This is a genomic window from Erwinia sp. PPS120 (assembly GCF_047918655.1).
GTDB lineage: Bacteria > Pseudomonadota > Gammaproteobacteria > Enterobacterales > Enterobacteriaceae > Erwinia > Erwinia tasmaniensis_A.
The window spans coordinates 16,654-34,926 of the sequence record NZ_JBLREF010000007.1; the positions used below are offsets into that span (position 1 = coordinate 16,654).

The window sequence follows — 18,273 nt, forward strand, 5'->3', positions numbered from 1 at the left end:
CCGGGGTGGGAAGAAGGCCACAAACGTTGTCAGTGGGCGCGCAGAGGTATACTGTTAGCAGACTCATTTTTTCGTCACCGCCTGCCGTTCGGGCGGGTGATTAGCTGCTAAACCGAGGTTGTTTTGTCCAGTTTCTCTCTCAGCCAGCGTCCACGACGCCTGCGTCAGTCCCCCTCTCTTCGTTCACTTTTCCAGGAAACTTCGCTCAGCATCAACGATCTGGCGCTGCCGATTTTCGTTGAAGAGGGCGTTGATGACTACAAAGCGATCCAGGCGATGCCTGGCGTGATGCGTATTCCGGAAAAACGTCTGGCCTTCGAGATTGAGCGTATCGCCAAAGCCGGGATTCGTTCGGTGATGACCTTTGGTATCTCACATCATACCGATGAGACGGGCAGCGATAGCTGGCAGGAGAATGGCCTGGTGTCGCGCATGTCGCGCATCTGTAAGGATGCGGTGCCGGAAATGATCGTGATGTCCGATACCTGCTTCTGCGAGTACACCACCCACGGCCACTGCGGCGTGCTGCACGATCGCGGGGTGGATAACGACGCCACGCTGGTGAACCTTGGCAGGCAGGCGGTTGCCGCCGCGCGCGCCGGGGCTGACTTTATTGCGCCTTCGGCGGCGATGGATGGCCAGGTTGCGGCGATTCGTCAGGCGCTGGATGAGGCCGGGTTTACTGATACGGCGATCATGTCCTACTCCACTAAGTTTGCTTCTTCATTCTACGGCCCGTTCCGTGAGGCGGCAGGTACCTCGCTGAAGGGCGATCGTAAAACCTATCAGATGAACCCGATGAACCGCCGCGAAGCGATTCGGGAATCCCTGCTCGATCAGGCTCAGGGGGCGGATGCGCTGATGGTTAAGCCAGCAGGCGCCTATCTGGATATCATTCGCGACGTGCGTGAGCGCACCGATCTGCCGCTGGCGGCCTATCAGGTGAGCGGTGAGTACGCAATGATTAAGTTCGCGGCGCAGGCCGGGGCAATCAGCGAGCGCGATGTAGTGCTGGAAAGCCTGGGCGCAATTAAGCGCGCCGGTGCCGACCTGATTTTCAGCTACTTTGCGCTGGATCTGGCCGAAAAAAACCTGCTGTAATCGCCGGGCGACGCTCAAACTCTGCCACCAAACCGGTGGCGGAATGCGATGCTCAGGTGGGACGGTAAGCGCGACGCCCATACCCTGTCAGCCTCAGGCTGACAGGGTTTTTTTATGCCGAACCGGCGGTGATTTACTTCACGACTTCCGAAATCCACTGTTGCGGGGTGAGGTTGGTAAAATTCGCCACGTCCCCGACGATCTCGTCAATATGGTCGGCCATGCCCTTTTGCAGATCTTCAACGGAGTGACAGATCAGATGGCAGGCCGCGATATAAGGCGCCGGTTCGCCTTCGGTGGTGCCAACGATTTTATCTATCGACCAGGAAACCAGATAGTGTCCCATTCTCTTCTCGACCAGCGGCAAATGCACATCGCGGTAGTAGTCATAGTCGAACCGGGCATGTTCAGTATTGGGATACATCACGCTACATTTAATCAAAACGTTACTCCTGACAGGGAAACCGTCGCACCTTCGCGGGTGCCTCTTCAAGCCAGATGAGTATAGTCAATCAGGACGCAGAGTGATTAGCGTTACGGGGCAGGCCCTCTGCCCGAGCGCTTTGATGGCTGCGTATACGATCTCTGTGCGCCAGATCGCTGAAAAACAACGGCTAAAGGTGGTCTAATCCCAGAGGATGAATAATGGAAAGGATATTCACCTGCGGTGAATACCTGATTGAGGGACTAATATGAAAAAAAGAGTGTTTCGCCTGAGCCTGTTCGCCGCCTGCTCCCTGCCTTTTTCTGCTGCTTTTTGCGCCCCCCAGCTTACAGATACCGCCTCCATACCGGGAGTGATTGCCGCCATGACGCTGGCGGAAAAAGCCGCACTGGTTACCGGCGCCGGCATGAACAACGCCGAAAAGGTGGCTGGCGCGGCCGGTTCCACCCTGGCTATTCCCCGTCTGGGTATTCCCGCAATTGTCTTTGCCGACGGGCCGGTAGGGGTCAGGCTCGGGGCCGGGCCGACCGGTGGCGCAAAGCGCTTTGCAACCGGCTTCCCGGTGTCTATCGCCATGGCCGCCAGCTGGGATCCGGCGCTGATTCAGCGCGTCGGCGGCGCAATAGGCCGGGAAGCGCGGGAGAGGGGCGTGGACTTAATGCTTGGCCCGGCAATCAATATCCAGCGTAGCCCGCGTAATGGACGCAATTTTGAATACTTCTCTGAGGATCCGCTGCTGACCGCGCGCATCGCCACCAGCTATATTCGTGGGCTGCAGGCGCAGGGCGTGGGGGCGGTAGTGAAGCACTTCGCGGCGAATAATCAGGAAACCCGTCGGCAGACCCTTAATCAGATCGTCTCTGAACGTGCGCTGCGTGAAATCTACTTTCCCGGTTTTGAATATGCGATCCGCGAGGCTCAGCCCTGGGCAATCATGAGTTCTTATCCGGCGATTAACGGCACCGCTGCTTCGCAGAATGCCTGGCTGTTAACGCAGGTTTTGCGCGACCAGTGGCGATTTAACGGCATGGTGATGTCCGACTGGTACGGCGTGACCGATCCGGTGCGCGCGCTGCTGGCGGGCAACGATTTGAATATGCCGGGCGGGAAATCGAAAAATGACACGCCGTTTGTTCCCCGCAATACCGACCCGCAGGAGGTGGTGCTCACGGCGCTGAAGTCCGGCGCGCTGACGGAAAAACAGATTGATACTAACCTGACCCGCATTCTGCAAACGGTGATAAAAACCCAGGCATTTAAGCAGGCCCCGCTGCCGGAGGAGGCCGCACCGGCTGATCCTGCGGCGCTGGCGCGGGAGGTGGCTGCAGACTCCATGGTACTGCTGAAAAACAGTAACCATACGCTGCCGCTCAGGCGCGGTCAGCGCATTGCCGCGTTCGGCAAAAACGTCCACCGTTTTTTTGACACCGGTGGCGGCAGCGCCGAGGTCAATATTGACCCGCAGCAGCGGGTTAGCCTGCAGGAAGGGATGCGCAATGCGGGCGTGACCTTTATTGATACCCTGGATACGCAAGAGCTGGATGAAGGTAGCCTGGACAAAACCCTGCCCCGCGCGGTGGAACAAAGCGATATTGCGCTGATCGCCATTGGCCGCAGCTCAACGGAGGGGGCCGACAGCTATACGATGGCAGTGCATCCGGCTGAGCTGGCGATGATCCAGAAAGTGTCGGCCGCCTTTCACCAACAGAATAAAAAGGTCGTGGTGCTGTTAAACATCGGTTCGCCGATTGAAATGACCTCCTGGCAAGCCCAGGTCGACGCTATCCTGCTGGCCTGGCAGCCGGGCCAGCAGGGCGGCAACGCCGTGGCAGATATTCTGACCGGTAAAGTCAGCCCTTCCGGCAAACTCCCGCTGACCTTTCCGGTGCGCTATGCCGATACGCCCAGCTTTGGCAATTTTCCCGGCAACAGTAAGACGGTCATTTTTGGCGAGGGCATCTATGTCGGCTATCGCTACTACGACACTAAAGGCATCGCGCCGGCGTATCCTTTTGGCCACGGTCTCTCCTATGCGAAAATTGAGTATGGACCGGTCACGCCGTCCTCCCTGGTCTTTGACATTGATAAGCAGCAGAGCGTGGCCGTCAGCCTGACGCTGCGCAATGCCTCGGACAGAACCGCCAAAGAGGTGGTGCAGCTGTACGTGGGGGATAACGTCGCGCGTCTCGACCGCCCGGTGCAGGAGCTGAAGGCCTTTGAAAAGGTGACGCTGAACGGATGGGAATCTAAAACCGTGACCCTGCGGCTGGATAAGCGCGCCTTCTCGTACTACGACGAAGACCGACAGGACTGGGTGCCGGAAGGCCCTTTTACGCTGCGCATAGGGCGCTCATCGCGGGATATCGTGGCCGAGGTGCCGCTGCGGGTCACCTCGGCTACGCCTGTCTACTCGCTTGATACGCCGTGGATAGCGATACAGACCTGGGAGGAGGCCGCCCGGGTGGTGGCAGCCGTTATCGGTGATGAGGCGACCAATGCCTGGATAACCGGTTCGCCAACGCTGGGGGAGAAGCTCGATCAGGCCTTTCAGCAGCAGCCGGAACTGGCCGGCAGCCTGTCGGAGCAGCAGGCTGTCAAACAGTCTGTTTTGCAGCAGATCAACGCGCTGTAGCAGCGTGCGGGCAGGCTACCGCGTCGACTTTGCGCGTCCGGTAGCCTGCCTCGCCGTGTGTGATTCACTTTGCAACGGGCAGGTCGGCATAACGAGTGGTCCAGGCGGGCGACAGCATCTCCCGCTTCATTGCCCAGCTTTTCTGCACTCCCTGCCCGGCGAACCAGATTTTGCCTTTCCCCGACTGATTCAGCTGGTCGATAACGCTCATCAGCGCCTCGCTGTTAGCCTGGGGTTGCCTGTCGTCAAACAGATTGAGCTGTGCCACGCCCTCGCTAAAGAAGTCACTCAGCATCACGCCAGCCTTCATATAGCGATGACCGTCCCGCCATATCCTGTCCAGCGCGTCCGTGGCCGTACGAATAATGTCGCGCGTGTCATTCGAGGGGGTTAGCAGGGTGCCGGAAGCCTGGTTACCGTAGAAAACTTCACCCTCCGCGTGGGGGCTGGTGCGGACAAAAACGCTAATAAAGCGGCAGTACTGCTCCTCCTGGCGAAGCTTTTCGGCCGCGCGTTCGGCATAGGTACAGATAGCCTGGTGCATATCGCTATAGTGGGTGATGCGGTGACCAAAGGAACGGCTGCAAATAATCTGCTGTTTGGTGGCGGGCATCGCCTCCATGCTGAGGCAGGGTTCTCCCCTCAGTTCGCGTGAGGTCCGTTCCAGCACCACATTAAAATGCTTCCTGATGACCCACAGCGCGCTGTCAGCCAAATCGCGTGCGGTGTGGATCCCCATCTGATGGAGTGACTTACTGATACGCCGCCCCACGCCCCATACGTCCTCCACGGGTATCAGCGCCAGCAGCTTACGCTGGCGGCCGACATCGGAGAGATCGACAACACCACCCGTTTTGCGCCAGGTTTTTGCCGCATGGTTGGCGAGCTTGGCCAGCGTTTTGGTTTGCGCAATCCCCACGCCGACGGTCAGACCCGTGTTCTTTAAGATCTGACTGCGCATCTGGTGACCAAAGTCGGCCAGCGACATGCAGTGACTGACGCCGGAGAGGTCGATAAAAGCTTCATCAATCGAGTAAATTTCCACGGAAGGGGCCATATCGGCGAGCGTGGTCATCACCCGGTTGCTGAGATCGGCATAGAGCGCGTAGTTGGAGCTGAAAACGTGCACCTGCTGGCGGCGCAGCTCGTCTTTCAGTTTAAAGTAGGGCGCCCCCATCTTTATCCCCAGCGCTTTAGCCTCGGCCGAGCGTGAAATGATGCATCCATCGTTATTGGATACCACCACCACCGGTTTACCCTTCAGATCGGGGCGAAAAACGGTTTCGCACGAGGTATAAAAACTGTTCACATCCACCAGGGCAAACATAGTTACTTATGCGCTTTCAGGGTAAAGGTCACCACGCCGAAGATCTCCAGCTCTTCTTCGCGGTGAAATACAATCGGCGTGTAGAGGCTATTATGCGGCATGAGTTGCAGAAAGGGTCGGGTACGCAGCTCTTTGACGGTAAATTCGCCATCAACCGCTGCCACCACGATGTCGCCGTGTTCGGCGGTCAGGGAGCGGTCGACAATCAGAAGGTCGCCATCGGCAATGCCTGCGCCGCGCATGGAGTCGCCGCTGACTTTAACAAAATAGGTGGCGCTGGGATGCTTAATCGCCAGCCTGTTGAGATCGAGCCGGTCTTCGACGTAGTCCTGAGCAGGGCTGGGAAAGCCGCAGGGTACGCGCTCCGTAAAGAGCGGCAAAAGCAGGAGACTGCTAATTTCTCCGGGCGAAATGAACTGCATGATGGTGTTTCCGGTTTAACTGTATTTATATACAGTATCTTTAAAAGCGCGCCACAATCAAGACGCTTTCCGAAAGATTTATGAAAACGCTTGAACAGGCAGGGAATTTAGGCTGGCGTAAATTATCTAAGGCGGCGGCCAGGAAACGAATCCCCGCGAGCAATAGCGAATGCACGCTAAACAGATAACCCGCAGCAATGAAGCCACGCTGAGCAATGTGGCGCTTCATGTAGAGAATGTATTACGCAAATAGTTTACGCGAGCGGCGGGTTTTTCTCATCCCGCCGCGTCAACAGAGTTTAACTCTGTTTAACTAACAAAAACAAAATAATATATTTATGATTTGATTTATAAATTATGCCGAAAAACGTGCTCTGCATTAGCATTAATCCTTTAATAAAGGACGGGAAAATGGTCACACATGGAATAATATGCTTATTTTTTTGGAGTAATCTGCCATATAGTTTGATGGTTTATTGTCGTGCTCAAGCGGTACTGATTTTTTACCGATTTCTGTAACATAAGATACCCTGTTGCAGGCGGTTTATCTGGGTAGCGTAATTCAATTTACTAAAAAGGATGGCGGTTTATGGAAAGAGTGCTGGTTGGATATTATATTGGGAACAACGTTCAGCTTGAAATAGCCCAGAGAAGGTTAAGTAATTTTGACTCAAAAAGCAGGAAGATACGCTGTTATATTCTGAGGGGAACGATGATGAGGCTATTCCTCTTTTTGTTGGAAAACGCCAATGGGAAAATTGTGACGAACGAGCAGATTATGTATAACGTCTGGGATCTGCACGGCCTGAAATCATCCAGCCAGCGGCTATGGCAGGTGATGCAGGCGCTGAAGCTGCGGCTGGCCACGCTGGGTGTTGAGCACGACTTTATTATGCGCGTTGAGACATTTGAAGTTAAGGGGCACTGTTTGAAGCGGGAGATGATTAAGCCTTTCTATTTTTATATTGAAAAAAAACCGTCTGACGGATATTTATCCTGAGAAAAAACGATGAGGATCTGTATATATTCAGAGGACGCCTATTTTACGCTGGGTCTGGCTTTTCATCTTTCTTTGATGGGGTATGAGCCCTACGTAGCGGATCCGGAGGAAGAAAATATTGCGCAGCCGAACGAAAGAGAGCGTTCGCGCGCAATAATAATTGATTCCAATAAGCGTGAAAAAATGGAGAGGATTTTACAGTATTATTCCGCTAAGAAAACCCGCGCGATATTTATCGATGCTTATCAGGAAAGTATAAAGCATAGCACCCGATTTAGTATGTTAGTTTCCAGGAAGTTAAGCGGAGAAGAGATGGCTGAGGAGATAATCAGGCATCTTAATAGCAGTATGCCGCCCATCTGCCCGCTATCCTTGCCAGAACGTATTATTATCTGCCTGCTGCTTCATGGTGAAACGCCTGGGGATATCGGCAGGACGCTGAATATCTCCGTGAAAACTATCTCACACTACAAATTAAACGCGATAAAAAAGGCGGGGATTAAAAGAGTTAACAATAAGTCGTTGTTATGCTTAGGTGAATACCTTGATAAGGTCATTCTGCTTAACAATTTTTACAGAATACCGACCGGGAATACCCCAAAAAAGTAAGGGACCCGGCTTTTTTTAATCGCGAGCCCGAAGCGTAAATTTTCAGTTAACGCGCGCAAACGTCCTTTGTGGAGGTGAAGGTTTTACGGACGATGCCGATATCTGTACTGAATGGGGGAACAGGCAGGAGGGCGCAATGATACGACGAATCGGGATAGAGGCATTACGCACCGGGATGTACGTGCACAAGCTGGAAGTTTTCTGGCTGAAACACCCGCTGGTACGCAACGATATGCTGCTAACCAGCGAGCAGCAGATTCAGATTATTATGGAGAACGGCATTAAAGAAGTCTGGATCGACCTGGATAAAGGCCGTGCGCCTGACGTCGCGCCATCGACAAAGACCGTTGCAGACCACGCCGCGCCCGTTCAGACCAGCATGCACAGCGAAGTGGCGCAGGCACAGGCCATCTGTCTGACCGCCAGGGGGCAGATAATGGATATGTTTAGCAATGCGCGGATGGGTAAATCCATCAGGGCTGACAGCACGCTGCCGCTGGTGGATGAAATCGGCGGGTCGATCAGCCGCCATCCGGCCGCGTTACTGAGCGTGGTACGACTGAAAACGCACGATGACTACACCTATCTGCATTCGGTGGCGGTGTGTGCGCTGATGGTTTCACTGGCGCGTCAGCTGCAGCTCGATGAACGGCAGGTGCGTCAGGCGGGCACGGCCGGACTGCTGCACGATGTCGGTAAAGCGGGCATCCCGCTGGAGATCCTCAATAAACCGGGCAAGCTGACCGACGACGAATTTGAGCTGATGAAGCTGCATCCGGCGATCGGGGAGTCACTGCTGCGAAAAAGCAACGACGACACTGAGGTGCTGGACGTCGCCCTGCATCATCATGAAAAGATCAATGGTGAAGGCTACCCCCATGGCCTGAAAGGCGAGGGCATCTCTCTGCTGGCCCGCATGGCTGCCGTTTGCGACGTCTATGATGCGGTGACCTCGGACCGTCCCTATAAGGCAGGCTGGAACCCGGCGGCGGCGATGCACCAGATGGCGAGTTGGGAAGGCCATTTTGACCGCCAGATATTTCACGCTTTTGTTAAGGCCGTCGGGATCTATCCACCTGGCTCGGTGGTCAGGCTGGCGTCCGGGCGCATTGCGGTGATCGCCGAGCCGGGAGAAAAATCGCTGCTGCAGCCTAAGGTCTGCGTATTCTTTTCGCTGATCACGCGCCAGCCGATAAAGCCGGAAATCGTCGATCTGGGTAGCCGCTACTGCTGGGACAGCATCGCCGGGCTGGAAGAGTCTGCCACCTGGAGCGGTATTAACCTTAACGCACTGTGGATGGTGCCGCTGGCCTCCTGACGCAATAAATAAAGGCGGCCAGTTTACCGACTCACTTTTTTACGCCCCTACCTGCACCGCTTTTGCCCCGCAGGCTTCTTTTTCGCATAGCTTTCTGCGGCTTTTCCCTTAGTTTTTTGCGGCGCTTAATGCCCTTCATTATGCCCATTTATCCCCGGACAGACCCCGTGCCTTCTCCCCGCCCCTTTCCCGACATAATTCGCCTTTATCCTATGTCTTTATTACGCTTTTTTTGACAGTCTGAAGATCAGAAAAAGGCTTATAAGCGCCAGCCAGTCTGGCAGAGACGGGATCAGTGACTATACTGGAAACTAACGATGTTGCGCATGATGCAGCGGGGACGGGCATAGTGCACCCCGAGTGCAGCCAGATGACAGAAAGAAAATGTTTAAGAAAGAGGATGAAATATAAACGGACGCCTTTCTCACCCACCTTCATCTGGCGACCACGACTTTCCCGTCAGGTCTGCCTCCCGCATTGCAGCCCCGCTTTTTATGACACCCGTGGCCGGACGTGAAAAAACCGTCACTGTGCCCGCGTCGAACAGGCCCGACGCTGCGGGTCTGGGCTAAACGCAACATCACAACCATTTAAGCAGGAGGAGTCGTGTGAACACCCAGAATGATGAGGTACCGCCCCTGAATAAAGAGGGCCGTTATGCTTTCTTTTTCGACGTTGACGGTACGCTTGCCGCCATTCAACCCCGCCCGGATGACGCGTTTATTCCTCATCCCGTCATTGCCAGCCTGAAACGTCTTTCCGCATCCTGTGACGGTGCCGTTGCACTGGTATCAGGCCGCCCCATTAGCGAGCTGGATGCGCTGTCCGCGCCGCTTCATTTTCCCCTTGCCGGCGTCCACGGCGCTGAACGCCGCGATGCCCGCGACAATGTAGAGCGTCTGTCGCTGCCGCAGGAGGTAGCCAGCGAACTGACAGCGCGGCTGACCGGGGCGATGGCCGATATGCCAGGGACCCAGCTTGAAGCCAAAGGGATGGCTTTTGCCCTGCACTATCGTCGCGCGGAGCATTATCAGCAGGCAATCATGGCTCTGGCGCAGGCAATGACCGAACGTTTCCCCATGCTGGTGCTGCAGCCCGGTAAATGCGTGGTGGAGTTAAAACCAAAGGGCGTGAATAAGGGCGCCGCGATTGCAGCCTTTATGCAGCAATCGCCGTTTGCCGGACGAACGCCCGTTTTTTTAGGTGACGATCTGACCGATGAGGCAGGATTTGAAGCGGTCAATGCAAGGGAGGGCATCACAATAAAAGTGGGTGAGGGCGACACGCAGGCGGACTATCGGCTGCCGGACGTGAATGCCGTTTATCACTGGCTTGAAAACATACTATTACAATTAGATTAAGACGAAACAACGTCGGTAAGGAGTTAAGGTTATGAGTCGCTTAGTAGTCGTATCTAACCGCATTGCTGTACCTGATGGTTCCAAAACCAGTGCCGGCGGCCTGACCGTCGGCATTATGGATGCCCTGAAAACCACCGGTGGACTGTGGTTTGGCTGGAACGGTAACATCAATGAGATCGGTGAAGATGACGAGGAAATGGAGCTGTTCGAGCAGGACAGTGTGACCTACGCCTCTTTTGGACTGAACCAGAACGATTACGATCTCTATTATCTGCAGTTCTCTAATGCCGTTATCTGGCCCGCCTTCCACTACCGTCTGGATTTAGTGAATTTTCAGCGTGAGGCCTGGGACGGATACTGTAGCGTCAACACCCTGCTGGCAAAGCGCCTGCTGCCGCTGCTACAGCCTGATGACGTACTGTGGATCCATGATTATCATCTGCTGCCGTTTGCCGCCGCGTTACGCAAGCTGGGCGTGACTAACCGCATTGGCTTTTTCCTGCATATTCCTTTCCCAACGCCCGAAATTTTCAACGCACTGCCGCCACATAACGAGCTGCTGGAGATGATGAGCGACTACGATCTGCTGGGTTTCCAGACCGAGAGCGATCGCATGGCCTTTGTCGAGTGTCTGTCGCTGATGACGCCGGTAGAGAGCGACGGCAAACAGCATCGTGCATTGGGCCGCAGCTTTGCCACTGAGGTTTATCCTATCGGCATTGAGCCAGACAGTATTAAAGAGATGGCCGAAGGCCCGCTGCCGCCAAAAATGGCTGCGATGAAGCGGGATCTGGGGGATGCGAAGAATATTATTGCCTGCGAACGCCTGGACTATTCAAAAGGGTTGCCTGAGCGTTTTCTCGCTTATGAAGCGCTGCTGGAACACTATCCGGAGCACCGGGGCCAGATCCGCTATTCACAGATTGCGCCAACGTCGCGCGGTGACGTACAGGCCTATCAGGATATCCGCCACCAGCTGGAGACGGAAGCAGGGCGCATCAACGGCCATTACGGCACGCTGGGATGGACGCCGCTCTATTACCTCAATCAGCATTTCGACCGCCGCCTGCTGATGAAGATCTTCCGCCTGACCGATATCGGCCTGGTCACGCCGCTGCGGGACGGGATGAACCTGGTAGCGAAAGAGTACGTCGCCGCACAGGACCCTGAAGATCCGGGCGTACTGGTGCTGTCGCGCTTCGCCGGCGCGGCCAATGAGCTGACATCGGCGTTAATCGTCAATCCTTACGATCGTGATGAGGTGGCGGCCGCGCTCAACCAGGCGCTGACTATGCCGCTGGAAGAACGTATCAGGCGCTATAACGATATGATGGCCGTGCTGCGTAAAAATGACATCACCCACTGGCGTAAAACCTATCTGAAGGATTTGCAGGCCGTTCCTGCCCGTCCGGCGTCCGGGAAGAAGGAGTCACAGACCGCGACATCCCACCCTTAGCATAAGCCGTGCCAGTTCTTTTAAGGGGCGATCGGGAATCGCCCTTTTTTTTGCCTGCGCGGTAAAATACACGTACACAAAGTGCGCAATAAGGGCCATTTATTAGAAAAAAAGCAAAAAAATCCCGTTTTTACTAAAGAAATCTAAACCGCCGCCGATACTTAACCCGTATCCTGAAAAAAGCCTCCAAACATTCACCTTTCTAATGTAACTATCAGTTACATCTGTTTTCGTACCCCAAACACAAGCCTGGCGCGGTTTACAAAAGACTTGCAGTTCATAATAAGAACCTGCGCAAGGTCACACTTCTGCACTACAACTCATATTGAACAGTCACGCCTGGTGATTAATCTAACATCACGCCATTAGGGTGAAAATTAGATTCATACACTATTAATTTACTATAATGCGATATTTAACGCTAAACATGATCTTCGTCACGCCTTTTTGCCGATTGATACGCGTAAAGAGAGACATTTTCATTTGAAAATGATCACTAAATGTTAAATTTTAACAAAAACTGTAGAAATTGGTTACTTAGTGCACTAATGAAAAGCGCTGCTGAAGGGTACGAAACGAGAAATTTCCGATAAAGTGTGATCTACGTCACACTTTATCTAAAATTTGCGGTGGCTCACATTGTATGTCGAAATAAGAGCGGATAGAGTTGCCTTGTTTTCGGAATTGTCTTAAAAGATGTGTGAAACAGACAAGGGATTGCGCCAGGGAAGAGAGCGAAAACGAGGGAGCAGCAACTGGCAAAATGAGTAATGACTACTTTCTGTTTAGCAGCCTTAGATGCGGCTAACAGCTTCGCAAACGTTTGGCTTCTGCCACTAGTTTTTTGCCATTTTTAGATTTACCAAGCAGCAAACAAGGTAGCGGCATAACCCGCAAACGTTTAAGTCGTGTTAGTCAGGATGGAAAAAAATGGGTGCATCAGAATTACTCAAACATATTTACGATATTAATCTTTCATATTTATTACTTGCTCAGCGCCTTATTAATCAGGAAAAAGCTTCTGCAATGTTTCGTCTTGGTATAGATGAGGCGATGGCTGATACGCTCGCGCAATTAACGCTGCCAGAGATGGTAAAGCTTGCCGAGACTAATCAGCTGATCTGTCAATTCCGTTTTAACGATGACAATACGATTAAACGCTTAACGCAGGCGTCTCGCGTTGATGATTTACAGCAAATCCACACCGGCATTTTGTTATCCAGTCGTTTATTACGCAGCGTGACGACCAAAGAAGAAGCCGCGCCGAAAAAGAGGGCGAGCTAATGAGCGAAAAAAGTATTGTACAGGAAGCGCGCGATATTCAGCTGGCGATGGAACTCATTTCGCTGGGCGCCCGCCTGCAAATGTTAGAAAGTGAAACACAGCTTAGCCGCGGTCGATTAATAAAGCTTTATAAAGAGCTGCGCGGCAGCCCGCCGCCAAAAGGCATGCTGCCGTTCTCTACCGACTGGTTTATGACCTGGGAACAGAACATCCACTCTTCCATGTTCTGTAACGCATGGCAGTTTTTACTCAAAAGCGGGCAGAGCCAGGGCGTAGATGCGGTGATTAAAGCTTACCGTCTCTATCTCGAACAGTGCCCGCAACAGGATGAAGGCCCGCTGTTGGCGCTAACCCGCGCCTGGACCCTGGTCCGGTTTGTTGAGAGCGGCATGCTCGAACTGTCTGACTGCAAGTGCTGCGGCGGTAGCTTTATTAACCATGCGCACCAGCCCGTCGGCAGCTTCGTTTGCAGCCTGTGCCAGCCGCCGTCCCGTGCGGTAAAAAGACGTAAACTTATCGCAGAACCTGCCGATAACATTTCACAACTGCTGGATGAACAGATTAAACAAGCCGTTTAATTGGGTTCGACAGGTAAAATAGATCCAGCAGCGGTTAATAACCGCTGCTTTTTTTTTGCCTCGAGCCACGATAACTGCTCTTTATACGCTGATTCATCTTTCACCCACGCGTCGGCAGACGTAAGGATTTATTGTGTTAATTATTTTAGGGTACATTCTGGTACTGGGGTCAGTATTGGGTGGCTTCGCGATGGTCGGCGGCCACCTCGGCGCGCTTTATCAGCCTTCTGAACTGTTAATTATCGGTGGGGCAGGAATTGGCGCATTTATCGTAGGGAATAACGGTAAAGCGATAAAAGCCACCCTGAAGGCCATGCCCTTATTGATGCGCGGGTCGAAATATAATAAAGCTGTATATATGGATTTGATGGCGCTGCTTTATCGCCTGATGGCGAAATCGCGCCAGCAGGGGATGCTTTCGCTCGAACGCGATATTGAAAACCCTCAGGAAAGTGAAATTTTTTCTAATTACCCACGCATCCTTGCCGATAAAAGATTAGTGGACTTTATTACCGACTATTTGCGCCTGATGGTCAGCGGCAATATGAATGCCTTTGAGATTGAAGCGCTGATGGACGAAGAGATAGAAACCTACGAAAGCGAGTGCGAAGTGCCCGCAATGGCCTTTCAGACCGTCGGTGATTCACTGCCCGCGTTTGGCATCGTGGCAGCGGTAATGGGGGTGGTGCATACGCTGGCTTCCGCGGATCGTCCGGCGGCTGAGCTGGGTGCCCTGATCGCCCACGCGATGGTCGGCACCTTCCTCGGTATTTTGCTGGCCTACGGATTTATCTCCCCGCTGGCGGGCGTACTGCGGCAGAAGTGTGCGGAAACCACCAAGATGATGCAGTGCATCAAGGTGACGATGCTCTCCAGCCTGAACGGTTATGCGCCACAGATTGCCGTTGAATTTGGCCGCAAAACGCTTTACTCCACCGATCGCCCGTCGTTCACCGAGCTGGAGGAACACGTTCGTAACGCGAAGTCACCAGCGAAACAGACATCCGACGAGGACGCATGAAGCATAATAATCACCCCATTGTGCTGGTTAAGCGCAAAAAGCATAAGAAACATGAGGGCGGACACGGCTCATGGAAGATTGCTTACGCTGACTTTATGACCGCAATGATGGCCTTTTTTATGGTGATGTGGCTAATTTCGATCTCCAACCCTCAGGAACTGGTGAAAATTGCCGATTACTTTAAAACGCCCCTGAAAGTGGCGCTGACCGGCGGCGCGCGCAGCAGCGACAGCGACAGCCCCATCCCGGGTGGGGGCGATGACCCCACGCAGAAACAGGGGGAGGTGCATAAGGTGGTCGACATGGATGCGCAGAAACGCAAGCTGGAAGAGATCCGTCTTAACCGCCTGCGCGAGAGGCTGGATCAGCTGATTGAGGCCGATCCAAAGCTGCGTACGCTGCGCCCCCATTTGATTATCAATTTGGTTGAAGAGGGGCTGCGTATCCAGATTATCGACAGTGAAAACCGCCCGATGTTTAAAACCGGCAGTGCGGAAGTTGAACCCTATATGCGCGATATTCTGCGGGGGATAGCCCCGGTCCTGAACGACCTGCCGAACAGGATCAGTCTGGCGGGGCATACGGATGATTTTCAGTATGCGGGTGGTGACCGGGGCTACAGCAACTGGGAGCTGTCAGCCGATCGCGCCAATGCCTCGCGTCGTGAGCTGATTATTGGCGGCCTGGCCAGCGGCAAGATGATTCGTGTTATTGGCATGGCCGATACCATGAAGTTAAAGAACCGCGGCGCGGATGATGCGGTAAATCGTCGAATCAGCCTGGTGGTGTTAAACCACGACACCGAAGTGCAGATTGAAAAAGAAAATGCGGAAAGTGACGCGGTACAGGTCAGCGACAGCGATCCAGCCAGTTTAAAACAGTTAGCGGCGCCGGCCTCACCTATGGCCGCCGGCCAAAAACCCGACCCTCAACCCTCTCAGGCTGAGCCTGCGGGTAGCAACGTAACCCACGCGGCGTTAGCCCCGGCGGTACCTGCGCCAGCGGCACAGACCGATCGCGACTCACAGCAGAGGTGATACCGTGAGCATGGATATCAGCGATTTTTATCAGACATTTTTTGATGAGGCCGATGAGTTACTGGCCGATATGGAACAACACCTGCTGGTGCTGGATCCGCAGGAACCCGATTCGGAGCAGCTGAACGCTATCTTCCGGGCGGCGCACTCGATCAAAGGCGGTGCGGGAACCTTTGGGTTTAGCGTACTGCAGGAAACGACGCACATTCTGGAAAATATTCTCGACGGTGCGCGGCGCGGCGAAATGCAGCTAAGCACCGATATCATCAACCTGTTTTTGGAAACTAAAGATATTATGCAGGAACAGTTGGATGCCTATAAAACCGCCACGGAACCCAATGCCGCGACGTTTGAATACATTTGTCAGGCGCTGCGTCAGCTGGCGCTGGAGGCAAAGGGTGAAGTGATCACAGCGCCGAAAACGCTCGCCGCGACGGCGGTTGAACCTGCGGTAAACGCGGCGGGCCAGCGTCTGGTACTGAGTAATCTGAAGCCGGGTGAAGTGCCGTTGATGCTGGAAGAACTCAGCAATCTGTGCACCGTCTCAGACGTGGTCAAAGGCGAAAACTCGCTGGAAGCCACCCTGGATGCGACGGTCGATCCGGATGATATCAGGGCCGTACTCTGCTTCGTGATTGAAGAGTCACAGATTAACTTTATCGACGCTGCCGCAGCAGTGCCTGAAACGACACCGGCCATTGCCGACGTCGCGGCGCCGGTTGACGTGGTGCAGGAAGCCGCACCGCCGGTAGTGAGCGAGGCCGCGCCCGCCCATAAACGTGAAAGCGCGAAAAAGCCTGGCGCCGCCAGGGCCAGCGAATCGACCAGCATTCGCGTGGCGGTAGAAAAGGTTGACCAGCTGATCAACCTGGTCGGCGAACTGGTGATCACCCAGTCGATGCTGGCGCAGCGCTCGGGCGAACTGGACCCGGTAGCGCACGGCGACCTGTTGAACAGCATGGGCCAGCTGGAACGCAACGCCCGCGATCTGCAGGAATCGGTAATGTCGATCCGCATGATGCCGATGGAATACGTTTTCAGCCGCTTCCCGCGTCTGGTGCGTGACCTGGCCAGCAAACTCGGAAAAGAGGTGGAGCTGATCCTGCAGGGTAGCTCTACCGAACTGGATAAGAGCCTGATTGAGCGCATTATCGATCCCCTGACGCATCTGGTGCGAAATAGCCTGGATCACGGGATCGAGTCGCCGGACAAACGCCTGGCGGCAGGCAAAAACCCTATCGGTAAACTGACGCTTTCCGCTGAGCATCAGGGCGGCAATATTTGTATCGAAGTGAACGACGATGGTGCCGGTCTGAATCGCGAACGTATTCTGGCTAAAGCGCTCTCATCGGGCCTGCCGGTCAGTGAGTCGATGAGTGACGAAGAGGTCGGCATGCTGATTTTTGCGCCAGGCTTCTCTACCGCCGAACAGGTCACTGACGTTTCCGGACGCGGCGTCGGCATGGACGTGGTGAAACGTAATATCCAGGAGATGGGTGGACACGTTGAAATCGCCTCTAAGCAGGGCAAAGGCACCACCATTCGTATTCTGCTGCCGTTAACCCTGGCCATTCTCGACGGCATGTCCGTTCGCGTGGCAAACGAAGTCTTTATCCTGCCGCTTAACGCAGTGATGGAATCACTTCAGCCGCTGGCGGACGATCTGCATCCGCTGGCCGGTGGCGAACGCGTGCTGGAAGTGCGTGGTGAATATTTGCCGATGGTTGAGCTGTGGAACGTGTTTGAAGTGCAGGGCGCGAAAACCGAAGCGACGCAGGGCATTGTGGTTATCCTGCAAAGCGCCGGAAAACGCTATGCGCTGCTGGTCGATCAGCTGATTGGTCAGCACCAGGTGGTGGTCAAAAACCTCGAAAGCAACTATCGCAAAGTGCCCGGTATCTCGGCGGCAACCATCCTGGGCGATGGCAGCGTGGCGCTGATTGTCGACGTTTCGGCACTGCAGTCTCTCAACCGTGAAAAGCGCGTGGCGGGAGCCGCAGCCTGACGTTAACCTATTAAGGGTAGAATTATGACTGGAATGGCAACTGTAACTAAAATCGCTGGCGAAACCGTCGGTCAGGAGTTCCTGGTATTTACGCTGGGTGACGAAGAGTACGGTATTGATATTTTGAAGGTGCAGGAGATCCGCGGTTACGATCAGGTTACCCGCATCGCCAACACGCCGACCTTTATCAAAGGCGTGACCAACCTGCGCGGCGTGATCGTCCCAATCATCGACCTGCGCGTGAAATTTGCGCAGCCCGATGTGGACTATAACGATAATACCGTGGTGATTGTGCTGAACCTGGAGCACCGCGTGGTGGGCATCGTTGTGGATGGCGTCTCCGACGTGCTGTCGCTGACGCAGGACCAGATCCGTCCTTCGCCGGAATTCGCGGTCACCATGTCAACCGAGTACCTGACGGGTTTGGGCGCGCTGGGTGACCGTATGCTGATCCTGGTCGATATCGAGAAGCTGCTCAGCAGCGACGAGATGGCACTGGTGGATAACCTGCGCAGCGCGTAAGCGTTTTTCTCAGGATGAAAAGGGCCGGCAGATTTTCTGTCGGCCTTTTTTGTATTTTGTACGGCTTTCTCGCATGACGCCGTCAGCTTTGTCTTAGATGGCAACATATTATTCTGCTTATGCCACACTGGGCTGAATAAAGATCCACCAGGCCA

The 18,273-nt window shown here is 54.2% G+C and carries 16 protein-coding genes; 13 read left to right on the top strand and 3 right to left on the bottom strand.

What is annotated here, in order from left to right:
- Positions 1-123 precede the first annotated feature (123 nt).
- On the top strand, positions 124-1,101 hold the full coding sequence (gene hemB, locus ACLRGG_RS03710; RefSeq protein WP_416248481.1) for a porphobilinogen synthase: 978 nt from the start codon (positions 124-126) through the stop codon (positions 1,099-1,101).
- A 133-nt stretch (positions 1,102-1,234) separates the two neighbouring features.
- Here hemB and ACLRGG_RS03715 read toward each other — a convergent pair whose 3' ends face one another.
- Positions 1,235-1,543 carry an EthD family reductase gene (locus ACLRGG_RS03715; protein ID WP_416248482.1) on the bottom strand — a complete coding sequence of 103 codons (309 nt, stop codon included), beginning with the start codon at positions 1,541-1,543 and terminating at the stop codon, positions 1,235-1,237.
- A 250-nt stretch (positions 1,544-1,793) separates the two neighbouring features.
- Here ACLRGG_RS03715 and ACLRGG_RS03720 point away from each other — a divergent pair, with 250 nt between their 5' ends.
- Positions 1,794-4,178: a beta-glucosidase family protein gene (locus ACLRGG_RS03720; RefSeq protein ID WP_416248483.1), complete on the top strand. Its 2,385-nt coding sequence runs from the start codon at positions 1,794-1,796 to the stop codon at positions 4,176-4,178.
- A gap of 64 nt (positions 4,179-4,242) precedes the next feature.
- Here the strand turns inward: ACLRGG_RS03720 and umuC are convergent, their stop codons facing one another.
- Complete coding sequence (umuC, locus tag ACLRGG_RS03725; RefSeq protein ID WP_416248484.1) at positions 4,243-5,505, bottom strand: translesion error-prone DNA polymerase V subunit UmuC; 1,263 nt, start codon at positions 5,503-5,505, stop codon at positions 4,243-4,245.
- A 2-nt stretch (positions 5,506-5,507) separates the two neighbouring features.
- Positions 5,508-5,927 carry a translesion error-prone DNA polymerase V autoproteolytic subunit gene (umuD, locus tag ACLRGG_RS03730; protein WP_416248485.1) on the bottom strand — a complete coding sequence of 140 codons (420 nt, stop codon included), beginning with the start codon at positions 5,925-5,927 and terminating at the stop codon, positions 5,508-5,510.
- Positions 5,928-6,639: 712 nt separating this feature from the next.
- Here umuD and ACLRGG_RS03735 point away from each other — a divergent pair.
- The 11 genes from ACLRGG_RS03735 to cheW all read left to right on the top strand — a co-directional run bounded on the left by ACLRGG_RS03735 (position 6,640) and on the right by cheW (position 18,118).
- Entirely contained in the window at positions 6,640-6,927 is a 288-nt protein-coding gene (locus tag ACLRGG_RS03735; RefSeq protein ID WP_416248486.1) for a winged helix-turn-helix domain-containing protein, read from the top strand.
- A gap of 9 nt (positions 6,928-6,936) precedes the next feature.
- Positions 6,937-7,536 carry a hypothetical protein gene (locus tag ACLRGG_RS03740; RefSeq protein WP_416248487.1) on the top strand — a complete coding sequence of 200 codons (600 nt, stop codon included), beginning with the start codon at positions 6,937-6,939 and terminating at the stop codon, positions 7,534-7,536.
- A gap of 136 nt (positions 7,537-7,672) precedes the next feature.
- Positions 7,673-8,854 (top strand): HD-GYP domain-containing protein, encoded by a 1,182-nt coding sequence (locus ACLRGG_RS03745; RefSeq protein ID WP_416248488.1) that lies wholly within the window; start codon positions 7,673-7,675, stop codon positions 8,852-8,854.
- A 608-nt stretch (positions 8,855-9,462) separates the two neighbouring features.
- Positions 9,463-10,215, top strand: coding sequence for a trehalose-phosphatase (gene otsB / locus ACLRGG_RS03750; protein ID WP_416248489.1), 753 nt, complete (start codon positions 9,463-9,465; stop codon positions 10,213-10,215).
- Positions 10,216-10,246: 31 nt separating this feature from the next.
- On the top strand, positions 10,247-11,671 hold the full coding sequence (gene otsA, locus ACLRGG_RS03755; protein ID WP_416248490.1) for an alpha,alpha-trehalose-phosphate synthase: 1,425 nt from the start codon (positions 10,247-10,249) through the stop codon (positions 11,669-11,671).
- A gap of 930 nt (positions 11,672-12,601) precedes the next feature.
- Positions 12,602-12,955 (top strand): flagellar transcriptional regulator FlhD, encoded by a 354-nt coding sequence (flhD, locus tag ACLRGG_RS03760; RefSeq protein WP_416248491.1) that lies wholly within the window; start codon positions 12,602-12,604, stop codon positions 12,953-12,955.
- Positions 12,955-13,533, top strand: coding sequence for a flagellar transcriptional regulator FlhC (flhC, locus tag ACLRGG_RS03765; protein ID WP_067701046.1), 579 nt, complete (start codon positions 12,955-12,957; stop codon positions 13,531-13,533). Before flhD ends, flhC begins: the two co-directional genes overlap by 1 nt.
- Positions 13,534-13,666: 133 nt before the next feature.
- On the top strand, positions 13,667-14,554 hold the full coding sequence (gene motA / locus ACLRGG_RS03770; protein ID WP_067701049.1) for a flagellar motor stator protein MotA: 888 nt from the start codon (positions 13,667-13,669) through the stop codon (positions 14,552-14,554).
- Positions 14,551-15,591, top strand: coding sequence for a flagellar motor protein MotB (motB, locus tag ACLRGG_RS03775; protein WP_416248492.1), 1,041 nt, complete (start codon positions 14,551-14,553; stop codon positions 15,589-15,591). Before motA ends, motB begins: the two co-directional genes overlap by 4 nt.
- 10 nt (positions 15,592-15,601) lie before the next feature.
- Positions 15,602-17,596, top strand: coding sequence for a chemotaxis protein CheA (cheA, locus tag ACLRGG_RS03780; protein WP_416248666.1), 1,995 nt, complete (start codon positions 15,602-15,604; stop codon positions 17,594-17,596).
- A 24-nt stretch (positions 17,597-17,620) separates the two neighbouring features.
- A complete protein-coding gene (gene cheW, locus ACLRGG_RS03785) occupies positions 17,621-18,118 on the top strand; it encodes a chemotaxis protein CheW (protein ID WP_416248493.1) in 498 nt (165 codons plus the stop codon).
- Positions 18,119-18,273 lie beyond the last annotated feature (155 nt).